Source organism: Labrys methylaminiphilus subsp. lupini, assembly GCF_051161885.1.
Classification (GTDB): Bacteria; Pseudomonadota; Alphaproteobacteria; order Rhizobiales; family Labraceae; genus Labrys.
Genome location: NZ_JBMDIH010000002.1, coordinates 651783 through 672894 on the forward strand (window position 1 = coordinate 651783; position 21112 = coordinate 672894).

Consider the following 21112-nt stretch of genomic DNA (forward strand, 5'->3'; position numbering starts at 1 on the left):
GATCCGCATCAACATCAGATGATGGCAGGTCAGGCTGTGCCGGATACTCGTTGGGAGCCTGTCCTCATTGTCTCACTCTCTTATGCCGCCTGGCGCTTTATCTTTGATCATCGTCAAAGCCGGGAGCCGCGCATGGACTACTTTGAGCGCATGCTGATTGGGGGAGCAACGCTCAATGACCTACGCTGCAGTCATGGTTTACGTCGATACGGGTGGCTACAATGCGGTTCGCGTTGGTCTTGCGTGTGATATCGCGGAACTTTTCAACGCTCGATTGATCGGGGTGTCGGTGAGCGCTCCGCAGGTGCAAGTGACGCTTCCAACGAAAGAGTCGGTTTGCCTGGATCCCATCAATATCCATTTGGAGCGAGCCGAGGCCGACCTACACTGTGCCAAGCAGTTGTTTTATTGTGGTGCGCAAACTCGCGAATGCCATCTCGAGTGGCGCGGCTCAATCGACAACCCGAACGATTTCGTGGCCAGCGAAGCGAGGGCTGCCGATATCATTCTCGTCGGCCGGATGGGGAACGACGTTTCTTCCTATAACGCTATCGATCCTGCCAACCTGATCTTTCGCGCAGGTCGTCCGGTGTTGGTGGTACCGACATCGGTCAAAATCAGTCCTCTGGGCTCGCGTGCCGTGATTGCCTGGAAGGATTGTCGTGGGGCTCGGCGCGCTGTACTCGACGCACTGCCCTTGCTGCGCAAATCGAGCAAGGTCAGCGTCATCGACATTGCCGGGGACGAACAACAGCAGACCGCCCGACAACAAATAAACGACGTGGTGAGTTTTTTGGCCCATCACGGCGTCAAATCAGAATCTGTCCTCTTGGGGGATGATGGGCGCTCGGTGCCACGGCAAATCAACGATTTTGCCAAGGCGAACCGGGCCGGCCTCATCGTCATGGGAGCTCGGGTCCACGCCCGCCTGCATGATTGGACGATTGGCGGAGAGACACATGACATGCTTAAGAAGTGCTCCACCTGCCTGTTGCTGAGCAACTGAGGTTTTCTTCCGGAAAACTTAGCGGACAGCGATCGAGCGAGTCTCGATCGCTGTTTTCCGCCAGTTGATGTGACGGCTCCTTGCTGAGCGTAAATGGGATCAGGTCGGCTTGGTCCCGTCCGAAGTTTCGGATGAAGTCAGTACAATTCCGGTCATTGGTTCGATCCAGAGGAGATTGTCGCGCACCGATTGCACGCCGGGCGTATTTTCGGCGATGATCCGAACGGCATTGCGCTGGTTTTCATCCGTGATCGCACCGCTCAGCTCCACGACCCCGTTATGGACCTCCATCCTGATGGAACCAGCCGGTGCCCATGGCTGCGCCTCCAGTTCGGCCTGAATAGCCGCAAGGATGGCCTTGTCGCCGACCGGTTGTTCTTCATAGGGCTGGCGCAGGAACTCGGCCAATACGCGCACAAGATCGGCGCGGGACAACAAGCCGATGACCCGGCCATCCTCGACGACCGGCAGGCGCTTGATGCCGTGCTGCTCCATGAGGAGCACGGCTTCCTCGATGCGTTCATTCTGATCGACGACAACGACGTCGCGAGTCATGATGTCATCGACCCGGCGCCCATGGGTTTGTGCGTAAGCCTGTGCCAGATGCCCGGCCTTGAACAAGGCGCTGAACCAGCTCGCCCGGGGCTTTTCCGTGCCCAGTTCGGGCCGGCGGAGCAGATCCCCTTCGCTAAGAATGCCGGCTAGCCGGCCGTCTTCGGCGATGACAGGCAGGCCGCTTATATGTGCCCGAACCATGGCATCGATCGCCTGCGACAGGGTGGCTTGGGGCGTCACGCTGACAACGTTTCGTGTCATTACATCCGCGACCCGCATGATGGCCTCCTTCTTGATCGGCGGCCAGCCGGGACACCGGGTGTGACCGCATGGTGATTAATATTATCGGTGAAAGACACAGCCGCATTGATCTCACGCAAGCACTGGCCACCGGGATGGATCAGGCAAATGTCAATTTGTGCCATGCGGCCAGACCCAGTTCTTGATCTCGGGCATGTCGTCGCCATGGCGGCGTACATAGTCCTCGTGCTCGATCAGCTTGTTGCGCAGGGCCTGCTTTATGTGAGCGGCGCCCGGTAGAAGGCCGGGAATACGATCGATCGCCGCGATGGCGAGATGGAAGCGGTCAAGCCTGTTCAATACCGTCATGTCGAAGGGCGTGGTGGTCGTCCCCTCTTCCTGAAAGCCATGAACATGGAAGTTGTGGTGATTGGTTCGCCGATAGGTCAGGCGGTGGATGAGATAGGGATAGCCGTGATAGGCGAAGATCACCGGTTTGTCGGTGGTGAAAAGGCCGTCGAAATCGCGAGCGTCGAGCCCGTGCGGATGCTGGCCGGGATCCTGCAAGGCCATGAGATCGACGACATTGACGACACGGATCTTCAGCGAAGGGCAATGCTGACGCAGGAGATCGACTGCGGCGAGTGTTTCCAGCGTCGGCACATCGCCGGCGCACGCCATCACGACGTCAGGTTCGTCACCCTGATCATTGCAGGCGAAATCCCACATGCCGATGCCGGCGCGGCAATGGCGAATGGCCGTTTCCATGTCGAGCCATTGAGGACTTGGCTGTTTGCCCGCGACGATGACGTTGATGCGGTCATAGGTGCGCAGGCAATGGTCCGCGACATAGAGGAGCGTGTTGGCATCGGGTGGCAAATAGACCCTGACGATGTCGGCCTTCTTGTTGGCGACCAAGTCGATGAAGCCAGGATCCTGATGGCTGAAGCCATTGTGATCTTGCCGCCAGACATGGGAGCTGAGCAGATAATTGAACGAGGCGATCGGTTGGCGCCAGGCGAGCTCGCGCGACACCTTCAACCATTTGGCATGCTGGTTGAACATGGAATTGACGATGTGGATGAAGGCCTCGTAGCAATTGAACAGCCCGTGGCGGCCTGTCAGCAGATAGCCTTCCAGCCATCCCTGGCACAGATGCTCGCTGAGCACCTCCATCACCCGTCCATCGGGGGACAGATGGACGTCTTCGGGAATGCGGGCTTCCATCCAGATGCGGTCGGTCACGTCGAAGACGGCATCCAGGCGGTTGGAGGCAGTCTCGTCAGGCCCCATGATGCGAAAGTTACGCGCCGCTGCGTTCAGCCGCATGATCTCGCGCAGATAATGCCCGAGAATTCGTGTTGCTTCGGCATTCACCTTGCCGGGTGCCTTCACCTCCACGGCGAAGTCGCATGCATCGGCGCATTGGAGGTGGCTTCTCGCGCTGCCATTGGTATGAGGGCTGGCCCCCATGCGCCGTGCCCCTGCAGGAGCAAGGGCACGCAGCTCCGGCATGAGGCGGCCCTGTGCATCGAAGAGCTGGTCGGGGTGGTAGCTCTTCATCCAGGACTCGAGTAGAGCGAGATGACCGGGCTTTTCTGCAAGAGAGCTGAGCGGCACCTGGTGCGAGCGCCAGAAGCCTTCGGTCTTCAGGCCATCGACTTCCTTGGGGCCGGTCCAGCCCTTGGGACTGCGCAGCACGATCATCGGCCAGCGCGGGAGCCCGCCGCTGCCATTGGTCCGCGCCGCTTGCTGGATCGTGCGAATGCCAACGAGGGCCAGATCGAGGGTGTTAGCCATCGCCTGGTGCATTAAGGCGGGCTCGGAGCCTTCGACGAAGAAAACCTCATGGCCGAGGCCCTCGAAAAGCTTGCGGATTTCATCATCGCCGAGACGCCCTAGAATGGTAGGGCCGGCGATCTTGTAGCCATTGAGATGGAGGATCGGCAGTACCGCACCGTCATGAGCGGGATTGATGAATTTGTTGGAGTGCCAGGAGGCAGCGAGGGGGCCGGTTTCGGCTTCACCATCCCCCACCACGCAGGCGACGATCAGATCGGGATTGTCGAACGCCGCGCCATAGGCGTGGACGAGCGCATAACCCAACTCCCCGCCTTCGTGGATCGAGCCGGGGGTATCAGGCGAGGCGTGACTGGGGATGCCGCCCGGAAAGGAGAATTGGCGGAACAGACGCCGTAGCCCGTTCTCGTCCTCGGTGATCTCCGGATAGATTTCGCTGTAGGTGCCTTCAAGATAGGTGTTGGCCACCATGGCAGGCCCACCATGGCCCGGGCCGCATATGAAGATGACATCGAGATCGTCGCGTTTGATGACGCGATTGAGATGCGCATAGAGGAAGTTCAGCCCCGGCGTGGTACCCCAATGGCCGAGCAGACGTGGCTTGACATGATCGAGCGTAAGGGCGTCGCGCAGGAGCGGATTGTCCAACAAGTAGATCTGTCCGACCGAGAGGTAGTTGGCGGCACGCCAATAGCGGTCGATGAGTGCAAGTTCCTCCCGCGTGAGAGCTGTGGCTGTGGTCATGACAAGGCCTTTGGGTTCCGGAAAAGCAAAACGGGAGCGTCGTCGGGCAGGCTTCCAATTAAACGGACATGCCGCTGAGAAGTTGCCGATTGCGCAAAACGATCTGGCGAGCGCTCGACAGACCAAGCACTCCCTTGGCGTGGAGCAAGGAGATCACGCGTGAAACGGTTTCGAGCGTCAGACCGAGATAGTCGCCGATGTCGCGCCGGCACATCGGGAGCTCGAGCATGCCGGCCACCGCAAGTCGGCGATCCATTTCGAGCAGAAAGGTGACGACGCGCTCGAGTGCTGTCTTGCGTCCCAGCAGGATCATGTGGTCTTCGGCATGCCTGAGATCGCGCGAGGTCAAAGTGCGCAAAGCGTTGGCGACACCGATATCGCTGAGCGCAGCCGCTTCCAAGCTTCTGCGGCGGACAAGACGCACCGTGGTGTCGACGACGGCGTCGGCGGTCATGCGATGGGTCGAGTCCAATTCCAAACCGAAAATATCGCCGGGCAAATGGAAGGCGCCTATCTGTCTGCGGCCATCGTCCAGGAGTTTGCAGGTGCGAACGGCGCCACTGACGACTTCGTAGACATAGTTCGCTGGTTCGTCGTCACCATAGATCTCCTCTCCCTTGTCATAGGTGTGAATGGTTCCAAGCAATGCCGGATGGAGATTGAAAAGGGAGGAGCCGAAATGAGCGCTACCAACCGTTCGCGATGAAGACAGAGACGGTAGATCGGCATTCGAAGGGGCGAGCAATTCGTTGCGCGAGAACATCGTGGCCATCTCCTGGATGCGGTGGATGACCAAGTCGTAGGCTCGAATGAAGCGTTCGAAAATTTCGGTCGAATCCCTAGGGAGAACCCCCTAAGGACTTTTGCGGATATCGCTGCGGAAGCTTGTGTCGGCAATGGCGGCTCGGACATTCACGACCAGGCTTTCCGCAATATGCGGCTTGATGACGACACGCTGGATGCCGATACGGCGGGCCTTGTGCTCGATCGTCTCGTCGGGATAGCCGGTGATCAGGATGACGGGGCCGCGCTGTCCGCGTTCGCGTAGATGGAGTGCGAGCTGGAGGCCGTCCATCTCGGCCATCTTGTAATCGATAACGAAGCAATCGGGTGAACATGAGGTCAATTGCGAAAGGCAATCGGCGCCACTCATATATGTCCTCACCTTGAAACCCTCCGCTTCCAGCAGAAAGCGGAGCGACCCAAGGACATCGCGATCATCGTCGATAACAGCAATGACGGAGAGGGGGGGCGAAGTTGACATCGTTGTTTCCGGCACCGGATTGACTGAAGCGGGTCGGCGCAATCAGTGAGCATATCCCGTGTTCCCCGGCGCGAATTGATACAGCTCAAGGTGCCAGGCCCGGCACGACTTGATCGGTGTCAAGGCATGCCGCGCCCTTCAATGGGAGTTTCGTCCTGTCTCTGGGGTGGTGGTCGCCCGAGATGACGATGAAAGACGGAGAGAGCAATGTCGAACGATAGCAAGCTGCAGCAAGCCGTTCTCGACGAACTGGCCTGGGAGCCGAGCGTGGCGGCCGGTCATGTTGGTGCGACGGCCGAGGATGGTGTCGTGACGCTTACGGGCCATGTCGCGAGTTTTGCCGAGAAAGGCAGCGCGGAAATGGCGGCTCGTCGGGTCAAAGGGGTCAAGGCCGTGATCGAGCACATCGAGATCAAGCTTCCTGGCGATGTTCGCATCAGTGACGATAAGATCGCAGCCTCGGCGGCCTTTCGCCTGAATGAAGACGTCTATGTTCCTTCCGCCAGCGTTCAGGCCGTGGTCGAGGATGGCTGGATTACTCTCAACGGTGAAGTGAAATGGAACTATCAGAAAGAAGCGGCGGAACAATGCGTTTGGCGACTGCCTGGCGTGCTGGGCGTTACCAATTTTATTACCATCAAGCCGCAGGTAAACGTGTCCAATATCAGTGACGACATTACTCATGCCTTGGACAGGTCATGGTTCTTCGATCCTCAAACCATCCAGGTGAGCGCCGAAGGTGGGCAGGTCAAATTGACGGGCACGGTCAAGTCGCAGCATGAGCGGCAGATCGCGGCGGCAACCGCCTGGCGGGCGCCTGGCGTGACAGACGTCTCCAACGATCTGGTCGTGGCGTGATCGATCGCAAGACGCGATCGTGCTATGCCGGCAACGCCGCCAAAAGGCGTCAATCGTTCAGGGCACCGCTCCGGATCGCCAGCTTGACCAGCTCGGAGATGCTGCCGGCCTGCATCTTCGTCATGACATTGGCACGATAGACTTCGACGGTGCGCGGGCTGATGTCGTAGTCCTTGGCGATCATCTTGTTCGACAGGCCGGCAACCAAGCCGTTCATGACCTGGCGTTCGCGCGGGCTGAGGGAGGCGAGACGAGCGGCCAGTTCGCGCGTGTCGGTGGCGACTTTCGTCGCCCTGGTGCTTTGTTCGAATGCTGTATGCAGGACATTGACAAGGCGTTCGTCCTCGAACGGCTTTTCCAGGAAGTCCATTGCGCCCAGCTTCATGGCTTCCACGGCAAGGGGCACATCGCCATGGCCGGTCATGACGACGACCGGCAAATGAACGGCCGCGGAGTTCAAACGCCTGAGCAATTCGATGCCATCGATCTCGGGCATGCGAATGTCCGTGATCACGCAGCCGAAACCGAGCTGGGGCAAGGCGCCGAGAAAACGCCCGGCGGTTTCAAAAACGGTAACGGAAAAGCCGGAGGCCGACAGGAGGAAGGCGAGCGAGTCCCGCACGGCCGCGTCGTCGTCGATGATAAAGACCCTGGCATTATTCGGCATCAGAAGAAGTCTCGGGCAAATTCTTGAAGTCGGCGGAGATACCGGATGGCAACGAAAAATGGAATGTGGCGCCGCCCGCTTCGTTCGTCTCGGCCCAAAGCTGTCCGCCATGGGCTTCGATGATCGTGCGACTGATGGAAAGGCCGACGCCCATGCCAGTCTGCTTGGTGGTGAAAAAGGGCTGAAACAGGCTCGATCTGATGTCGCCGGCGATACCGTGGCCGGTGTCCTCGACGCGGATGAGTACCATGTCGTCGCTGAGCGGGGTATTGGAAACCGTCAGCTCTTGCCGCACGGATCCTTGCATTGCCTCAAGCGCATTGCGGAAAAGGTTGACCAGAACCTGTTGGATTTGAACGCGGTCGGCCAGAACGAGGTCGCAGGAGGGATCGAGATCGAAACGCAGAAAGACCCCTTGTTCGCGAGCGCCGACGAGGCCGAGCGCGCCCGCCTCCTCGACGAGTTTGGCGACGCTTTCGATCCTCTTTTCAGTTTCGCTTCGGGTAACGAAACTGCGCAAACGCCGAATGATCTGTCCCGCGCGCAGGGCTTGCTCTGCCGCCTGATCAAGGGCGATTTCGACCTTGTCGAGCTCAGTGAGGCCTGAGGCGCTCAACAAGCGTCGCGAACCCTTCAGATAATTGCTGATTGCGGTCAAGGGCTGATTGAGTTCGTGGGCAAGGGCGGATGCCATTTCGCCCATGGCGCTTAGCCGGGACATATGGACAAGTTCTGACTGTAATTCGGAAAGACGGGCTTGCGTCTGTTGATGTTCTGTCAGGTCCCGCACGAAGCCGGTGAAGTAGCGACGCCCCCCCGATTGCATCTCGCCCACCGACAGATGCATCGGAAAGGTCGTGCCGTCCTCGCGCTTGCCGGTGACGATGCGTCCGATGCCGATGATGTGGCGATACCCTGTGGTTTGATAGCGATGAAGGTAGCCATCATGGCGCGTACGGTCCGGTTCCGGCATCAAGCTATTGACGTTCCGACCGATGGCAATGGATCTGGAATAGCCAAAAAGCCTCTCGGCTGCCCGGCTGAAATACTGCATGGTCCCGGCCTCGTCGATGACGATCATGGCGTCAGGAACGGTTTCCAGGATGGAGCGAAGGTGCTCTTCGCGCGTGCGCAGGGCTTCCTCGAGGCGCTTTTCCTCGTCGATATCGATCACGATGCCGCCCAGATGCAGGAGCCTGCCGTCGTCATCCTTCAGGACGCCTCCCCGCAGACGCAGCCAATGACTTGTTTTGCCAGGCGCCGTTATGCGGCAGGCGATGTCAAAGGCGGCACCCGACCCGATCGAGGCGTCCAAGGCCGTTGTAGTCGCTTCGCGGTCCGTGGGGTCCAGCAGTGAGAGGAACGTGTGAAAATCGAAGGGCTGATCGATGCCATGGCCGAAGAGGACACGCGTCGTGGCCGACACGGTCAATGTCTGAGAGGCGATATCAAAGGTCCAGGTGCCGATACCCGTGCATTCGAGGCCGGTTCGGAGCACCCGGTCCTGAATAGACGTATGCTGCTGTGGCATGACCACGCCCGGCCTCCTCAAAGGACATTCCCTATAGAGGAAAGCGGACGTGATCTATCAAGAAGAATCGTTCAAAACAGGGCGGTACGCCTCCCTGTTTCAGGCGACGTGCAGATTGTCTTCGACACTGCATACACTGGCGGCGGACCAGGCAGCTCGCTCGGCCACCTGCCGCTCGTGCCAGGCCTTGATCTTGCCGTCGAGTATGACCTTGTCGCCGACCACATTCACCTTGATCCCGTCGGCCTCGAACTCGGCATCCCGTTTCAGTGCGGCCAGGATCTTGGCCTTGACGTCCGGGACCTACACGCGGGCCTTGACCTCAATGCCGTTGGTGACGCCGATGACACCGGTGAGTTTGCGAACGGCCCGGTAGGCGGCCTCGCGCTGAAACTGCCAGTCGACGGTACCTGCGAGGGTGACCCAGCCTTTTTCGACCTTCACCTTGACGACGCCTTCGGGGGCCATGGCGTCCCACGAGATGACCGAAATGGCTCGCGACGCGATCTGGTCGTCGGCCGTCTACTTGTTGTCGGGGTAGCGGACCTCGATTTCCTCGGCAATCGCACGAACGCCTTTGATGCGACGCACCAGCATTTCGGCAGCGATCTCTTCGGCGTAACTGCCGACATGACCACTCAGCGTGACGATGCCGTTTTCGACCGCGACACCGATACGAGCGGCGTCAATGCTTGGATCGAAGTCGAGGGCGTCGATGATCGATTGACGCATGACCTTGTCATTCATATTCGGCCTCCATTGATCCTGGCCACATTGCCAGCCACCTCAGTCCATCACACTCCAGGGGTGGAGAAGTTGGTTTCGATCAAGATGACTGATCTGAGGCGCAAATTCTTAGGTGGCTGTACGTTGTATTTGTATTGTAAAATTATATTCTGAATTTAATTTCGTATTTATTCTTTATATAGAAATGAAAATAAATAATAATTCGGATTTATTGAATATAGATCGGTTATCAGATTGGACGTGGTGTTGTCTCGTGTCTCTTCCGCATCGGCACTTGGCCCTCACTCTTGCTGCCAGAAAGCCTGGGCATCGTCAGGATGGTAGAACGGCCATTCGTGCCTTTGTGCTGCGTGTTCACGCGCCAAATTCAACAATGTTGCGTTGGATCAATACCTGCGCGGCCCAATCCCCTCCAATGGTGCCAGGTGCCTGCCCGGCAAAGCCGATGAGGATGAACCATGGTTGCTTCCACAACGTTGAAAATGCCTCTTCCTGGCCCCTCCCATGTCGTTGCCAACCAGGAGGATGTGATCGAGTTTCTGCTTTCGCCGGCCAGCCATGGCAGGATCGAACGCGTGCAGCGCATCGATACCCATGGTGCGGTCGTCTTCCTGGCTGGAGATCGCGTCTACAAGCTTAAGCGGGCCGTGCGCTTTCCGTTCATGGACTTGTCGACGGTGGAGTATCGGAAGCGCGCATGTGAGCAGGAAGTCGAGATCAATCGCGCCTATGCGCCACAAATCTACCTCGACGCCATACCTGTCACGCGGTCCCATGACGGTCTGCAATTGCGGGGGGATGGGGAGGTCGTCGACTGGGTCGTGGAGATGAAGCGTTTCGACGAGACGAAGACGCTCGATCGGCTCGCCGATCGCAACGCTATCAGCGAGAGCCTTCTGGTCGATATCGTTGCGGCAATCCTGGTATCGCATGAGAAAGCACCGATCCGGGATGGGCTGCAGGCTACTTTGAGCCTGGAGCGATATATCGGGCAAAACGAGGAGGCGTTTGACGAAAACCCAGCCTTGTTTCCGGTCCAGGAGGTCGAAGCCTTATCCGAGGCGGCCCGCCGTGCGTATCGCGATTGTTTCGATCTCTTGATCGAGCGTGGCGAGGCTGGTTTCGTCAGGCGCTGTCACGGGGATCTGCATTTGCGCAACATTGCCGTGATCGACGAGCAGCCCACCTTGTTCGATGCCATCGAATTCGACGAGGCGATCGCAACCTGCGACGTATTGTACGATCTGGCTTTTCTGTTGATGGACCTTTGGGACCGCGGCCTGTGTCATCATGCCAATGTGGTGCTCAATCGATACTTGTGGGGTGCAGCCGAGGGCCATCTGGTCGGCCTCGCCGCATTACCCCTTTTCCTTTCCATCAGGGCGGCCTTGCGAGCCAAGATCGCGGCGGCGACTGCCCTGGTCCAGGCGCCCGAAGAGGCTGAATCCAGTCGGGCGGAGGCTCGGCGGTATTTCGAACTTGCTCATCGTTTCCTGGTGAAGCTGCCGCCGCGGCTGGCTGCCGTCGGCGGGCTTTCCGGGACGGGCAAGACCACCTTGGCCATGGCGCTGGCACCAGCCCTGGGTAGAGCACCCGGTGCCATCGTCCTGCGCAGCGATATCGAGCGCAAGCGCATCGCCGGCATCGCCGAAACGCAATCGCTGCCGTCCTCCGGTTATGGGCCGTCTGCGGCTGGCACAGTCTATGACTCGCTTAGCCGCAAGGCCGATCTTGTCTTGGCCGCGGGGTACAGCGTCATTTTGGACGCCGTCTATGCCCGTGCGCCACAGCGGCATGTCGCGGAGGGAATTGCGCTGCGTGCCGGCGTCAGCTTCACTGGCTTTTGGCTCGAAGCCCCGCTGCCAGTCATGGAGCATCGCGTGTCTGCCCGCAGGAACGATGCCTCCGATGCCGACGTCCAGGTCGTACGAAAGCAGGCCGGCTATGATCTCGGGCGCGTTTCATGGCATCGTCTCAACGCAGCCTTATCGCGCAAGGACATCGAAGATGAAGCCCTTTCATGTCTGGCGCTCAGATGCGCGGACGGTAAGCCGTCTTACCACGATCGATGAGCGTGGCGCCTCGCACGGCGTGGCGGAATTGGCATGAACCAGACCGAGATTCTTGCCCGCCTTGCGGTCGCGCTCGGCATCGGCCTGCTCGTCGGCCTGGAAAGGGGCTGGCGGACACGCGAGGAGGAAGACCACCAGAGAGCCGCCGGGCTTCGCACATTTGCGCTTACAGGGCTTACCGGGGGTGTCGCCGGCGCCCTGTCTCTTCCCGCCGGGCCGCTGATTCTCGGCTTTGTATTCTTAGGATTTGCCGGGGCATTCACGACATTCCATTGGCTTGAGGCAAAGGCAGAAGGCAATTTCTCGGCCACCTCACTGGTGGCGGGCCTGCTCACCTTCATCCTCGGTACCTATGCGATCGTGGGTGAGGTGCAGATCGCTGCCGCCGCCGGCGTGGCGACGACCATTCTGCTGGCCTTGCGGGAGCAACTGCATGGGTGGGTGCGGGGGCTGTCCTGGCCGGAGATCCAGGCCGTACTCGTGCTTCTTGCCATGTCCTGCGTGCTGCTCCCCATCCTTCCCGATCGCCCTGTGGACCCATGGCAGGCACTCAATCCATGGCAGCTTTGGCTATTTGTGATCCTCATCGCGGGGATTTCTTTCGGCGGATATGTCGCCATCCGCCTGTTTGGCGACAGGCTCGGCGTCATATTGGCATCCCTTGCAGGGGGCCTGTCATCCTCCACGGCGACCACGGTGGCGCTCGCCCGCATGGCTGGAACCCACCCGCAATCCTCGCCGATTCTGGTTGCGGGTATGCTGTCGGCCGGCGCCATCATGGCGTTTCGTGTCGGTTTTGTCGCTTCCCTGCTCAATCCCGCCCTGCTCACAAGCCTTGCCCCTCCCGTTCTGGCTGCCGCGGCGGTCCAGGCGATCGGTGCCTGTGCCTTGGCGATCAGGAGGGTTGACCATGAGGCGCCGAAACTCGAGCTTTCCAATCCGCTCGAGATTGGCTCGGCGCTCAAGCTGGCGGCCTTCATGGCTGTCGTCCTGGTGGCCGGTAAGCTGTTGCAGCAGGCCTATGGCGGGGCGGGGTTGATGGTGCTCGCCGCTATATCTGGGATAGCGGATGTCGATGCGATCACTATTTCGATTGCTCGGATGAGCCCTGCGGACATGGCACCCAACTCTGCGGCCCTGACCATCGGCTTGGCTGTTGGCGTGAACGGGGCGGCGAAGGTGGCCCTGGCTGCCTATGCCGGTGGGTGGCGCTGCGCTCTACCTTTTGGATTGATCAGTCTTCTTGCTATGGCGGCGGGCGGAGCCGCAATTTACCTGATGGGCATGCGATAGTGCTGCGTCCCTCCGGCCTGCTTTCCCGAAAGTGGTGCAATCCGGATCCGCCCGCTAATGGCTCAGCAGGCAGCATTTGGATGAATAATGCAGGAGATCGCGGGTGACGCCACCAAACATCCATTCCCTGGCCCGTGCGTGGCCGTAGCCTCCGGAAACGATCAAGTCGGCATGCTGCTGCTCGGCATGGACCAGAAGGGTCTCGCAAACCGTGCCGTCGATCGTTTCAAGGACCTCGGCATGGGTTTCGACGTCGTGCAGCCGGAGAAACTCCGCAACGGCATCGACACGCCTCGCGGCGTTGTCCCTGCCGCCTTCTTCGACGATCTCGACGATGCTGACGCGCGAGGCTTCCTTCAGAAACGGAAGTGCGTCAATCACGGCCCTGCGGGCTTCGCGGGTGTTACTCCAGGCCACGAGGACGTGGTCCGCTGCCAATTGTGACAGGCTGGGTGGCACGATCAGAACCGGCCTGCCGCAACGCAGCACAACTTCTGCCGGATCCAGCGCCAAGTGCGGCTGGTTGACAGGGCTGCGGCCACGCTGTCCAACGATGAGGAGATCGGCCCTGGCGCTTTCATGGTACAGCGCATCAGCCGGAAATTGCATGCTGGTTTTCCATTCCAGGTCACCACGATTGGAGACCGCCGCACTGCGGAACCGAGGCTCCAGGTCCTCGTCGCCATACCAGGGCAGGACCGGGCGGCTATGGGCTGCATCGTGGCCGAGAAAAACCGGCTTCACACGCTCCCTTGCCGCGGTATCGATCGCGGGCACACAGCCGATACCGATGAGCTTGGCGTTGAAGCGTGAGGCCACCAATCCCGCGAGCTTGATCCTTTCGTCGCTTTCCTTGTTGTCCTGCACATGGACCAGCATGCTGGTATAGGTCATGTTTTCGCTCCGCCTGCGGGATGAAAAAATCATCGTCTCTGAAGGAGTAGCGGATCCCGGGAAGACGTCCTTGATCTTGCGCAAGGGAATTGTGACCGATGGCGAAGATGAGTGCAGGGATCTTGCTTTATCGGCTGAAGAACCTCGACGTCGAGGTTCTCCTCGTTCACCCCGGAGGGCCATTCTGGGCGAAACGAGACGAGCAGGCCTGGTCGATCCCAAAGGGAGAGTACGGTGCTGACGAGGATGCTCATGGCGCCGCCTTGCGCGAGTTTGAGGAAGAACTCGGGACGCCGTGTCCCGATACCGGGACGATTGATCTGGGTGAAATCCTTCAACCTGGCGGCAAACAGGTATCTGCCTGGGCGGTGGCAGGCGATTTTGACCCCGGCCAACTGCGCAGCAATATGTTCGAGATGGAGTGGCCGCCTCGTAGCCGGCGCATCGTGCAGTTTCCCGAGGTGGATAAGGCACAATGGTTCGTGATGGCGCAAGCCCATCGCAAGATACTGCCTGCTCAGCGCTCCTTCCTCGAGCGACTGGCTGAGCATCTTGAGCCTGACCTCCGTTTTACGCCGGCGTGATCTTGCCTTCAGGTCGATATCTCAGACGATGGATCGTCGGCTCGCCTCATGCCGCAGACAAGTCGGCCACGGGCGCGTTAGCGGATCGCAATGCCGGTCCCAAAGCCCGCAAGGCGTTGAGCACGACGGCAAGGTCGATCGCCTCCTGGAGCAATGCTCCAGCCACAGGGTCCAGATAACCCAAGGCGGCGCTCAGCATGCCGACCAGCGAGAGGCCCATGCCGATGAGTACGCTCTGCAGGGCAATCCGACGGGTTCGGCGGGCGATGGCAACAGCTTCTGCGACACGTTCGAGCTTATCGACCAGCACCACGACGTCGGCCGCTTGGGAAGCGGCCACTGCACCTCGTGCCCCGAGCGCGGCGCCAACGTCAGCGAATGCGAGGGCGGGTGCGTCATTGATGCCATCTCCGATCATCATGGTGGGCGCAAGGCACTTTTCCGCTTTCACGGCGGCCACCTTGTCTTCGGGCGTTGCATCCGCAATGACATCGTCCAGGCCAAGCGATCGCGCTATGGGCCGAGCAATGTCGATGCGGTCACCGGTCAGCAGGACGATGCGCTCGATCCCATTGGTACGGAATGCACCGAGGGTTGAATGCGCATCCGGGCGTAGCTCGTCTTTGAACAGAACACGGCCGACATAACGTCCATCCGAGGAGATGTAGAGGGCAGCGTGGCCTAATGGTATCGAGGAGGCCTTTTCCGCGCCAGCGCCAGACAAGACGAAGTCCTGACGCCCGATCCTGACGCGCGCCCCCTCGACAAGTCCTTCCACGCCGTCTCCCGCGCTTTCATGGGCCTCACCCGGCGGAATGAGGTTGATATTGCGCCGGCGCGCTTCCTCGACCAGGGCCTGCGACATGACGTGATGGGACGCCTGACCGACCGAACCGGCAAGGCGCAGGAGTTGCTCGGCGCTCACAGATGGCTCGGGCTCGATCACGGCGATCGACGGATAGCCGCGAGTCAACGTCCCCGTCTTGTCGAGCAACACCGTGCGGATCCTGGCCAACGCCTCGAGCGTACCGGCAGTCTTGACCATCACACCGCGCCCGGCGCAGCGCGACATGCCAGCGACGAGGGCGACAGGTACGGCGAGGATGAGGGGACAGGGGGTGGCAACCACAAGGACCGCGAGCGCGCGATGCGGGGAGGCCCAGATCCACCAGGCCATCCCGGCCATCCCCAGGGTCAGTATCAGGAAGCCGATGGCGTAGCGATCGGCCATGCGCGCCATTGGGGCCTTGGATTGACGAGCGCCTTCCACCAGGCGAAGGATCGCGGCGTATGTGCTTTCTCGTGCCGGCCTGGAAACCCGCATATCGAAGGCGGACCCTGCGTTTACCACGCCGCTCGCAAGTGCATCGCCTGCAGGTCTTCGCACAGGCATGGGTTCCCCGGTCAGGGCCGATTCGTCCAAGGTTGCATCTGGCCCGATCAGTAGGCCATCGGCGGGCAGGACATCGCCGGGGCGCACCAAGATGCGATCACCAGGCGATAATGACTCGATCGGCACCGTCAGGAGCTTGCCACTTTGATAGCGTTGAGCGCTACGAGCGACGCGACTGAGCAGGGCCGTCATCGCGGAACTGGCTCGGCCCTGCGCGAATTGCTCCAAGGCCTGGCCTCCGGCAAACATCAGGGCGATGACGACGCCGGCGAGGGCTTCATCGCCCGCGATGGCTCCCGCCATTGCCAAAGCCGCAATGATGTCCAGGCCGATCTTGCCCTGCGCCAGTCCGCGCAAGATCGTGACTATGAGGACGACGAGGACCGGCGCCGTACCCCCAAGCCATAGAAGCCGAGCAATCTGCGATTGCCCCAGTGCGATAGCGAGCAATCCTGCCAACAGCGCAATAGCGGGAATCGTGGCGAGCGCTGCCGAAGCCATCCGAGACGGACCGGGCGATGTTGGTTGGTGAGACACATTCTTCGCAATCGCTTCGTGTCGGTCTTTTACGGAGAGTTCGCGAGCCATGAGATCGCCTTCAGATGAACAAGGATCGAGGTTCGGTACGGCACCATCAATTTGGCCCAAGGCAGACGCTCATATGTTCCCGACCGCGCCGTGGTGCGCGGAGGTTTCGGTTTTCGACAGCCTCGATCAATGGGCCATCAGGAGCGGAACATCGGTCTTCTCGATGAGCTCAACCGTCGTACCGCCCATGATCCATTCCCTCACGCGCGAATGCCCGTAGGCGCCTGCAACGATCAGATCTGCGGAGATGCGATGCGCCTCCTGCAGGAGCGTGGTCGTTACGTCCTGGGCGAGAGGAAGGGCTTCAACGACCGTTTCCACGCCGTGCCGAGCCAGGTAGGTCGCAATATCCGCCAGATCCGCGTCCTCGTTGAGGTTCTCTGCTTGCTCGTCCTCCTTGACCGTCACAACCTTGGCAAGGGTCGCCAGCTGGAGGAGCGGCAGCGCCTCCGCCACGGCTCTCCCGGCCTCCTTGGTGTCGGTCCAGCCAATGAGCACGGTCTGGATCGGCTGCCTGGGCTGTTGTTCAGGAGGCACCAGATAGACGCTCCGGCCGCTTTCGAACAGCGTGGCCTCGATCAGCCGTCTCCAATCGGCTCCCGCTTCATCTTTGCGAGGGCAACTGCCGATGAACAGATCGGAGGTTCTGACCTGTGTTGCCACAAGGGAGGATAACCACCCCGCGGCATCCTCGATGCGTCGAATTTCGTTGGTGATGGACAGGCGTTGGAAACGCAGTTGCAATCGTTCGATCGCAGCAGTGGCACGTTGCTGGATTTGATCCACCATATCCATGCTGGCCGCGGTGCCCATGTCACCGGTGTAAATCGAAATATCGGGGAGGAGGCAGGTAAAAAGGCCGGTGAGATGGCTTCCAAAACTGGCCGCCAGCATCTCGCCGTGGGAAATCCGAGCCTCGTCTTGGGGACTGCCATCGAGGTGAACGGTGATGTTCTTGTAACTGTCCGGGTGAACCGAAGCCGTAACATCCAGTGGCTGGGTCGAGGAAATGTCGGCTTTCATCGAGCCCTCCTGATTGCGGGAGACCACGCCCTCGGCGTGTCTTGATCGGAATGCTGGCAGCCTTGCTTTTTCGGGCTTCCATGGCGTTGATCTGGCTCAAGGGAAGCATGCGGCGGGCAAATATCGCGCTCTCGGCATCGGCCTATCGGCAGCCGTCACCTGGGAACCTGCCAGGCTTGCGCTGGATCAAAGCCGAGTTCGTGTTCCAGGCCTAGAAAGGCAAGTGCATCACTGTCGAGGCAGGGGAATCGTTTATGCCGTCGCCGAGATAGCCGACGATAGCGCGCGAATTTTGCAACGCCTTGATGATGCGGGATTTTTGATCAGGTGTTAGCCTCGCAAATGCATCGACAGAGCGGACCTGTACAGCGAGAGCCTGATCGTCAAGTTTGGCGATATCGGTCCCCGACAGGACTGCCTCTCCCTTGAGGCCGACCAGAGCGGCCAATCTGCGCATGACGAGGGGATCGTCTCCCGACAGTATCTTCAGTTGCACGCCGATCTTCGCCAGATGGGCGATGGCAGGGCCGGCTGTCGGCTTGGGAGAATCTGCGAAAGCACAAAATCCTTCCAGGGTCAGGCCCTTTTCGTCCTCCTCTGTGACCTCCTGCCTTGGTACGGACCATGGGCGCGTCGCCACGGCGATGCTGCGCAAGCCCTCTTGGGCCATACTGTGCAGGATCTCCAGTGCTCTCCTCCGCTCTTCAGGCGGCAGGGGTATGATCTGGAGCCCCGTCGTTCTTATGCGAGCACAAATCCAGGACAGCCTCGGTCACCACCTAGATCCGCCGCGACCGCCGCCAGAGTGGCTGGCCGCCCCGTCTGCAGGCCGTGGACGTCGATACTGCTGGCGAGGGTGATCTGGGCCGAGGTGAGGGTGCCGGTCTTGTCGGTGCACAGCACGGTCATGGCACCGAGATCATGAATGGTCGCGTCCAGAACGCGGCATCGTCTGTGGCGTCAACGCGCGTCGGCTCGGGTGATGCCGTCGATGCCATGGTGCCGCTCCATCAGGGATAGGTGCGCCCATCGGCGAGTGCGGTTGCGGTTTCCCCCGCCGCAAGATCGGGAGCGTCTGCCCGCTCTGCTTGGACAAGAAGGCTCAGCACCTCGTCGGCGATGACCTGTTCCTCACTGGTCGCGACGACCAGGGCGCATATTTCGCTGGTGTCGGCGCTGATCCGCCTTGCGTTCCGGTCGTTGGCCTGCCGGTCGAGATCGAGGCCAAGCCAGGCCAGGTGGGCACACACCTTCTCGCGGATCAGAGGCTGGTTCTCGCCGATACCGGCCGTAAAGACCAGGGCGTCCAGCCCGCTGACAGTGGTCGCCAGCGCACAGATCTCCCGGGCGATGCGTAAGCAGAAATGATCGATGGCCTCGGCTGCCTCGACCGCGTCGCTGGCGAGGAGGTCACGCGTGTCAGCGCTCAAGCCCGAAAGCCCAAGCAGGCCGGAACGGTGGTAGAGCAAGTCCTCCAGGGCCTCCAGCGAGTAACCACCTTGCTTCAGCAGGTGCAGGGGAACGCCAGCATCCAGGGCTCCGCATCGGGTGGCCATGGGAATGCCATCCAAGGTGGAGAAACCCATCGAAGTGTCGCGGCTGATGCCATTGGCGAGCGCACACAGGCTTGCACCACTTCCCAGATGAGCGACCACCACACGGCCCGCGGCCAGGCGCGGAGCAATCTCTTTCAATTTGCCGGCTATAAACTTGTAAGACAGCCCGTGGAAACCATAGCGCTTGATCCCCTGGTCGAAGAGATCACGCGGCAACGCGAAACGTCGAACGATGTCGGCCTGCGTGTGATGGAAAGCCGTATCGAAGGAAGCCATCTGCGGCAGATTGGGGCGCAGATGCCGGATGGCCCGGATCAGCCGTACACTTTGGGGCTGATGTAGAGGCGCCAGAGGCACCAATCCCTCGACGGCGTTCAACGTGACATCGTCGACAAATGTCGGCCCTGCGAAGGTATCGCCGCCATGGACGACCCGATGACCGACGGCTGTCAGGCCCGAAAGGGAAAAATGCTTGGCCAGGACATCGAATGTCTCATCGATGACGTCGTGAAAATCATCACTGTCCCTAGCTTTGAGGAGGATGTCCACGGCCTGGGGGCCTTCCACGATATGGAGACCGAGAGGCTTGCGTCGAAGATCGATGACGCCCATGCCGAGCCGTTCGGCCGCGTTGCCCTTGCGCATGAACAGGCCGAGCTTGATCGTGGACGAACCAGGATTGCAAGTGAGGATAATGCTGGTCATCGAGAAGACCTTCCTTTGGCCACAAGCTTGGCGAATGCGATCGAAGCAAGGCGGACCCCTAGCGAGTCCGATCTGCTGGTGAGGATGATGGGCACCCGTGCACCGAGAACGAGGCCCGCTGCGTCCGCTCCTCCCAGGTAAATGAGTTGCTTGGCCAGCATGTTCCCGGCCTCGAGATCCGGAGCAACCAAAATATCCGCCTGGCCGGCGACCGGCGAGACGATGCCCTTCATGTGGGCAGCAACCAGATCGACGGCATTGTCAAAGGCAAGCGGGCCATCGAGTTTGGCCCCGGTGATCTGGCCTCGATTGGCCATGACACTCAGTGCTGCCGCATCCAGCGTCGCGGGCATGGCGGAATTCACCGTCTCGACGGCGGCGAGAATCGCGACCTTGGGTTCGGCAATGCCGAGCGTGTGCAGCAGGTCGATGGCATTCTGGCAGATGTCACGCTTGTGCTCGAGGGTAGGAGCGATGTTGATCGCCGCGTCGGTGACGACGATTGGCTTCGGATAGGCTGGCACGTCCAGGACATAGGCATGGCTGATTCGCCTTTGTGTGCGCAGGCCGGAGTGTTGGGAAACCACTGCGCCGAGGAGTTCGTCTGTATGGAGGCTGCCCTTCATCAGGGCGGCCGCCTCGCCGCTGGCCGCCAGAGCGACGGCCCGTTCGGCGGCAGCATGGCTGTGTTCGGTCGCCTCGATCCGCACACCGTCCAAACTCAAACCAGCCAGGTCGGCAAGAGCCCTGATCTTGGATTCGGGTCCAACCAGGATGGGATCGATCAATCCTTCATTGCGCGCCTCAAGCGCGGCCTGGATGGCTTCTGGTTGGCACGGATGGACCACGGCCGTGACGAGAGGTGGCAGGGCGCGCGCTTCACGCAGAAAGGGGTCGAAGCGATGCTGACGCTGGATCGGTACGGACGGCAGCACCATCGGGGCAAGCGTGACCTTTTCCCTCGGCGCGATGACGGTTGCCAAGCCGGTGAGCACCTCTCGCCCGACTTGATCGACGCAGCGTGTCGCCAGCCTGACGGCGCAGTTTTCGGGGTTCTTGTCACAGACCGTCACGGTCGCCGTTACCGTGTCACCAACCGAGACGGGGTGACGGAACTCGGTTTGCTGGCTGAGATAGATCGTTCCCGGGCCTGGCAATTGCGTGCCCAGGAGCGTGGAGATCAATCCCGTCGTCCACATGCCATGCGTGCCGACATGGCCGAAGACGCAGCGGGCCGCATATGTAGGCTGGGGATGCATTGGGTCGAGGTCGCCAGATGCCGCGGCGAAGAGCCTGATGTCGTCATCGCGGAGTGTCCGTATCAGGCTTGCGGCATCTCCGATCGCCAACTCGTCGAAGGGGCGATTGACCAGCGTGTGGGGGAAAGTCAGTTCGTTCATGGCTGCTGCGCATAGGTTCCCGGTGCATCGGCGAGTAGAGGCCCGAACCCTATGCCAACGAGGTGATGCTCGACCTTGATGCGGATCAAGAGTGAGCATTCGCACCGCAACGCGCACTGTTTTGGCCGCGGGCGTGGCGGAATTTGATTCAGCTCAATGCAGCATCCCATCCGGATCTTAGAAGGAGATGAT

Annotated in this window: 16 protein-coding genes and 2 pseudogenes; 5 read left to right on the forward strand and 13 right to left on the reverse strand. The window is 60.4% G+C overall.

What is annotated here, in order from left to right:
• Window positions 1–175 precede the first annotated feature (175 nt).
• Entirely contained in the window at window positions 176–1006 is an 831-nt protein-coding gene (locus ACN6KF_RS28720) for a universal stress protein (protein ID WP_434960306.1), read from the forward strand.
• A gap of 99 nt (window positions 1007–1105) precedes the next feature.
• Here the strand turns inward: ACN6KF_RS28720 and ACN6KF_RS28725 are convergent, their stop codons facing one another.
• The 4 genes from ACN6KF_RS28725 to ACN6KF_RS28740 form a co-directional block, all read right to left on the reverse strand.
• Window positions 1106–1822, reverse strand: a complete 717-nt coding sequence (locus tag ACN6KF_RS28725; protein WP_434960307.1) for a CBS domain-containing protein — start codon at window positions 1820–1822, stop codon at window positions 1106–1108.
• Window positions 1823–1972: 150 nt separating this feature from the next.
• Complete coding sequence (locus ACN6KF_RS28730; protein ID WP_434960308.1) at window positions 1973–4345, reverse strand: phosphoketolase family protein; 2373 nt, start codon at window positions 4343–4345, stop codon at window positions 1973–1975.
• A 58-nt stretch (window positions 4346–4403) separates the two neighbouring features.
• A complete protein-coding gene (locus tag ACN6KF_RS28735; protein ID WP_434960309.1) occupies window positions 4404–5108 on the reverse strand; it encodes a cyclic nucleotide-binding domain-containing protein in 705 nt (234 codons plus the stop codon).
• Between the two features lie 90 nt (window positions 5109–5198).
• Window positions 5199–5609: a response regulator gene (locus tag ACN6KF_RS28740; protein ID WP_434960310.1), complete on the reverse strand. Its 411-nt coding sequence runs from the start codon at window positions 5607–5609 to the stop codon at window positions 5199–5201.
• 207 nt (window positions 5610–5816) lie between these two features.
• Here ACN6KF_RS28740 and ACN6KF_RS28745 point away from each other — a divergent pair, with 207 nt between their 5' ends.
• The gene (locus tag ACN6KF_RS28745; RefSeq protein WP_434960311.1) at window positions 5817–6467 is read left to right on the forward strand and encodes a BON domain-containing protein; all 651 of its coding nucleotides are present in this window, start codon (window positions 5817–5819) and stop codon (window positions 6465–6467) included.
• Window positions 6468–6516: 49 nt separating this feature from the next.
• Here the strand turns inward: ACN6KF_RS28745 and fixJ are convergent, their stop codons facing one another.
• From fixJ to ACN6KF_RS28760, 3 genes and pseudogenes are all read right to left on the reverse strand, one after another.
• Window positions 6517–7134, reverse strand: coding sequence for a response regulator FixJ (fixJ, locus tag ACN6KF_RS28750; protein ID WP_434960312.1), 618 nt, complete (start codon window positions 7132–7134; stop codon window positions 6517–6519).
• On the reverse strand, window positions 7124–8665 hold the full coding sequence (gene fixL, locus ACN6KF_RS28755; protein ID WP_434961332.1) for a sensor protein FixL: 1542 nt from the start codon (window positions 8663–8665) through the stop codon (window positions 7124–7126). Before fixL ends, fixJ begins: the two co-directional genes overlap by 11 nt.
• Before the next feature lie 99 nt (window positions 8666–8764).
• Window positions 8765–9412 (reverse strand): annotated as a pseudogene (locus ACN6KF_RS28760) (BON domain-containing protein).
• A 458-nt stretch (window positions 9413–9870) separates the two neighbouring features.
• On the opposite strand from ACN6KF_RS28760, the gene ACN6KF_RS28765 reads away from it, so the two are divergent.
• Window positions 9871–11484 (forward strand): bifunctional aminoglycoside phosphotransferase/ATP-binding protein, encoded by a 1614-nt coding sequence (locus ACN6KF_RS28765; RefSeq protein WP_434960313.1) that lies wholly within the window; start codon window positions 9871–9873, stop codon window positions 11482–11484.
• 33 nt (window positions 11485–11517) lie between these two features.
• The gene (locus ACN6KF_RS28770; protein ID WP_434960314.1) at window positions 11518–12777 is read left to right on the forward strand and encodes an MgtC/SapB family protein; all 1260 of its coding nucleotides are present in this window, start codon (window positions 11518–11520) and stop codon (window positions 12775–12777) included.
• A gap of 54 nt (window positions 12778–12831) precedes the next feature.
• Here ACN6KF_RS28770 and ACN6KF_RS28775 read toward each other — a convergent pair whose 3' ends face one another.
• Entirely contained in the window at window positions 12832–13755 is a 924-nt protein-coding gene (locus ACN6KF_RS28775; protein WP_434960315.1) for a universal stress protein, read from the reverse strand.
• A 14-nt stretch (window positions 13756–13769) separates the two neighbouring features.
• On the opposite strand from ACN6KF_RS28775, the gene ACN6KF_RS28780 reads away from it, so the two are divergent.
• The gene (locus ACN6KF_RS28780) at window positions 13770–14255 is read left to right on the forward strand and encodes an NUDIX hydrolase (RefSeq protein ID WP_434960316.1); all 486 of its coding nucleotides are present in this window, start codon (window positions 13770–13772) and stop codon (window positions 14253–14255) included.
• Between the two features lie 46 nt (window positions 14256–14301).
• On the opposite strand, the gene ACN6KF_RS28785 is transcribed toward ACN6KF_RS28780, so the two are convergent.
• From ACN6KF_RS28785 to ACN6KF_RS28805, 5 genes and pseudogenes are all read right to left on the reverse strand, one after another.
• Entirely contained in the window at window positions 14302–16236 is a 1935-nt protein-coding gene (locus ACN6KF_RS28785; RefSeq protein WP_434960317.1) for a heavy metal translocating P-type ATPase, read from the reverse strand.
• A gap of 126 nt (window positions 16237–16362) precedes the next feature.
• Window positions 16363–17259, reverse strand: a complete 897-nt coding sequence (locus ACN6KF_RS28790; protein WP_434960318.1) for a universal stress protein — start codon at window positions 17257–17259, stop codon at window positions 16363–16365.
• A gap of 238 nt (window positions 17260–17497) precedes the next feature.
• Window positions 17498–18192, reverse strand: a pseudogene (locus ACN6KF_RS28795) (HAD family hydrolase); the annotation flags it as partial.
• A 77-nt stretch (window positions 18193–18269) separates the two neighbouring features.
• Window positions 18270–19520 carry an acetate/propionate family kinase gene (locus ACN6KF_RS28800; RefSeq protein ID WP_434960319.1) on the reverse strand — a complete coding sequence of 417 codons (1251 nt, stop codon included), beginning with the start codon at window positions 19518–19520 and terminating at the stop codon, window positions 18270–18272.
• The gene (locus ACN6KF_RS28805; protein ID WP_434960320.1) at window positions 19517–20920 is read right to left on the reverse strand and encodes a bifunctional enoyl-CoA hydratase/phosphate acetyltransferase; all 1404 of its coding nucleotides are present in this window, start codon (window positions 20918–20920) and stop codon (window positions 19517–19519) included. Before ACN6KF_RS28805 ends, ACN6KF_RS28800 begins: the two co-directional genes overlap by 4 nt.
• Window positions 20921–21112: the final 192 nt, after the last annotated feature.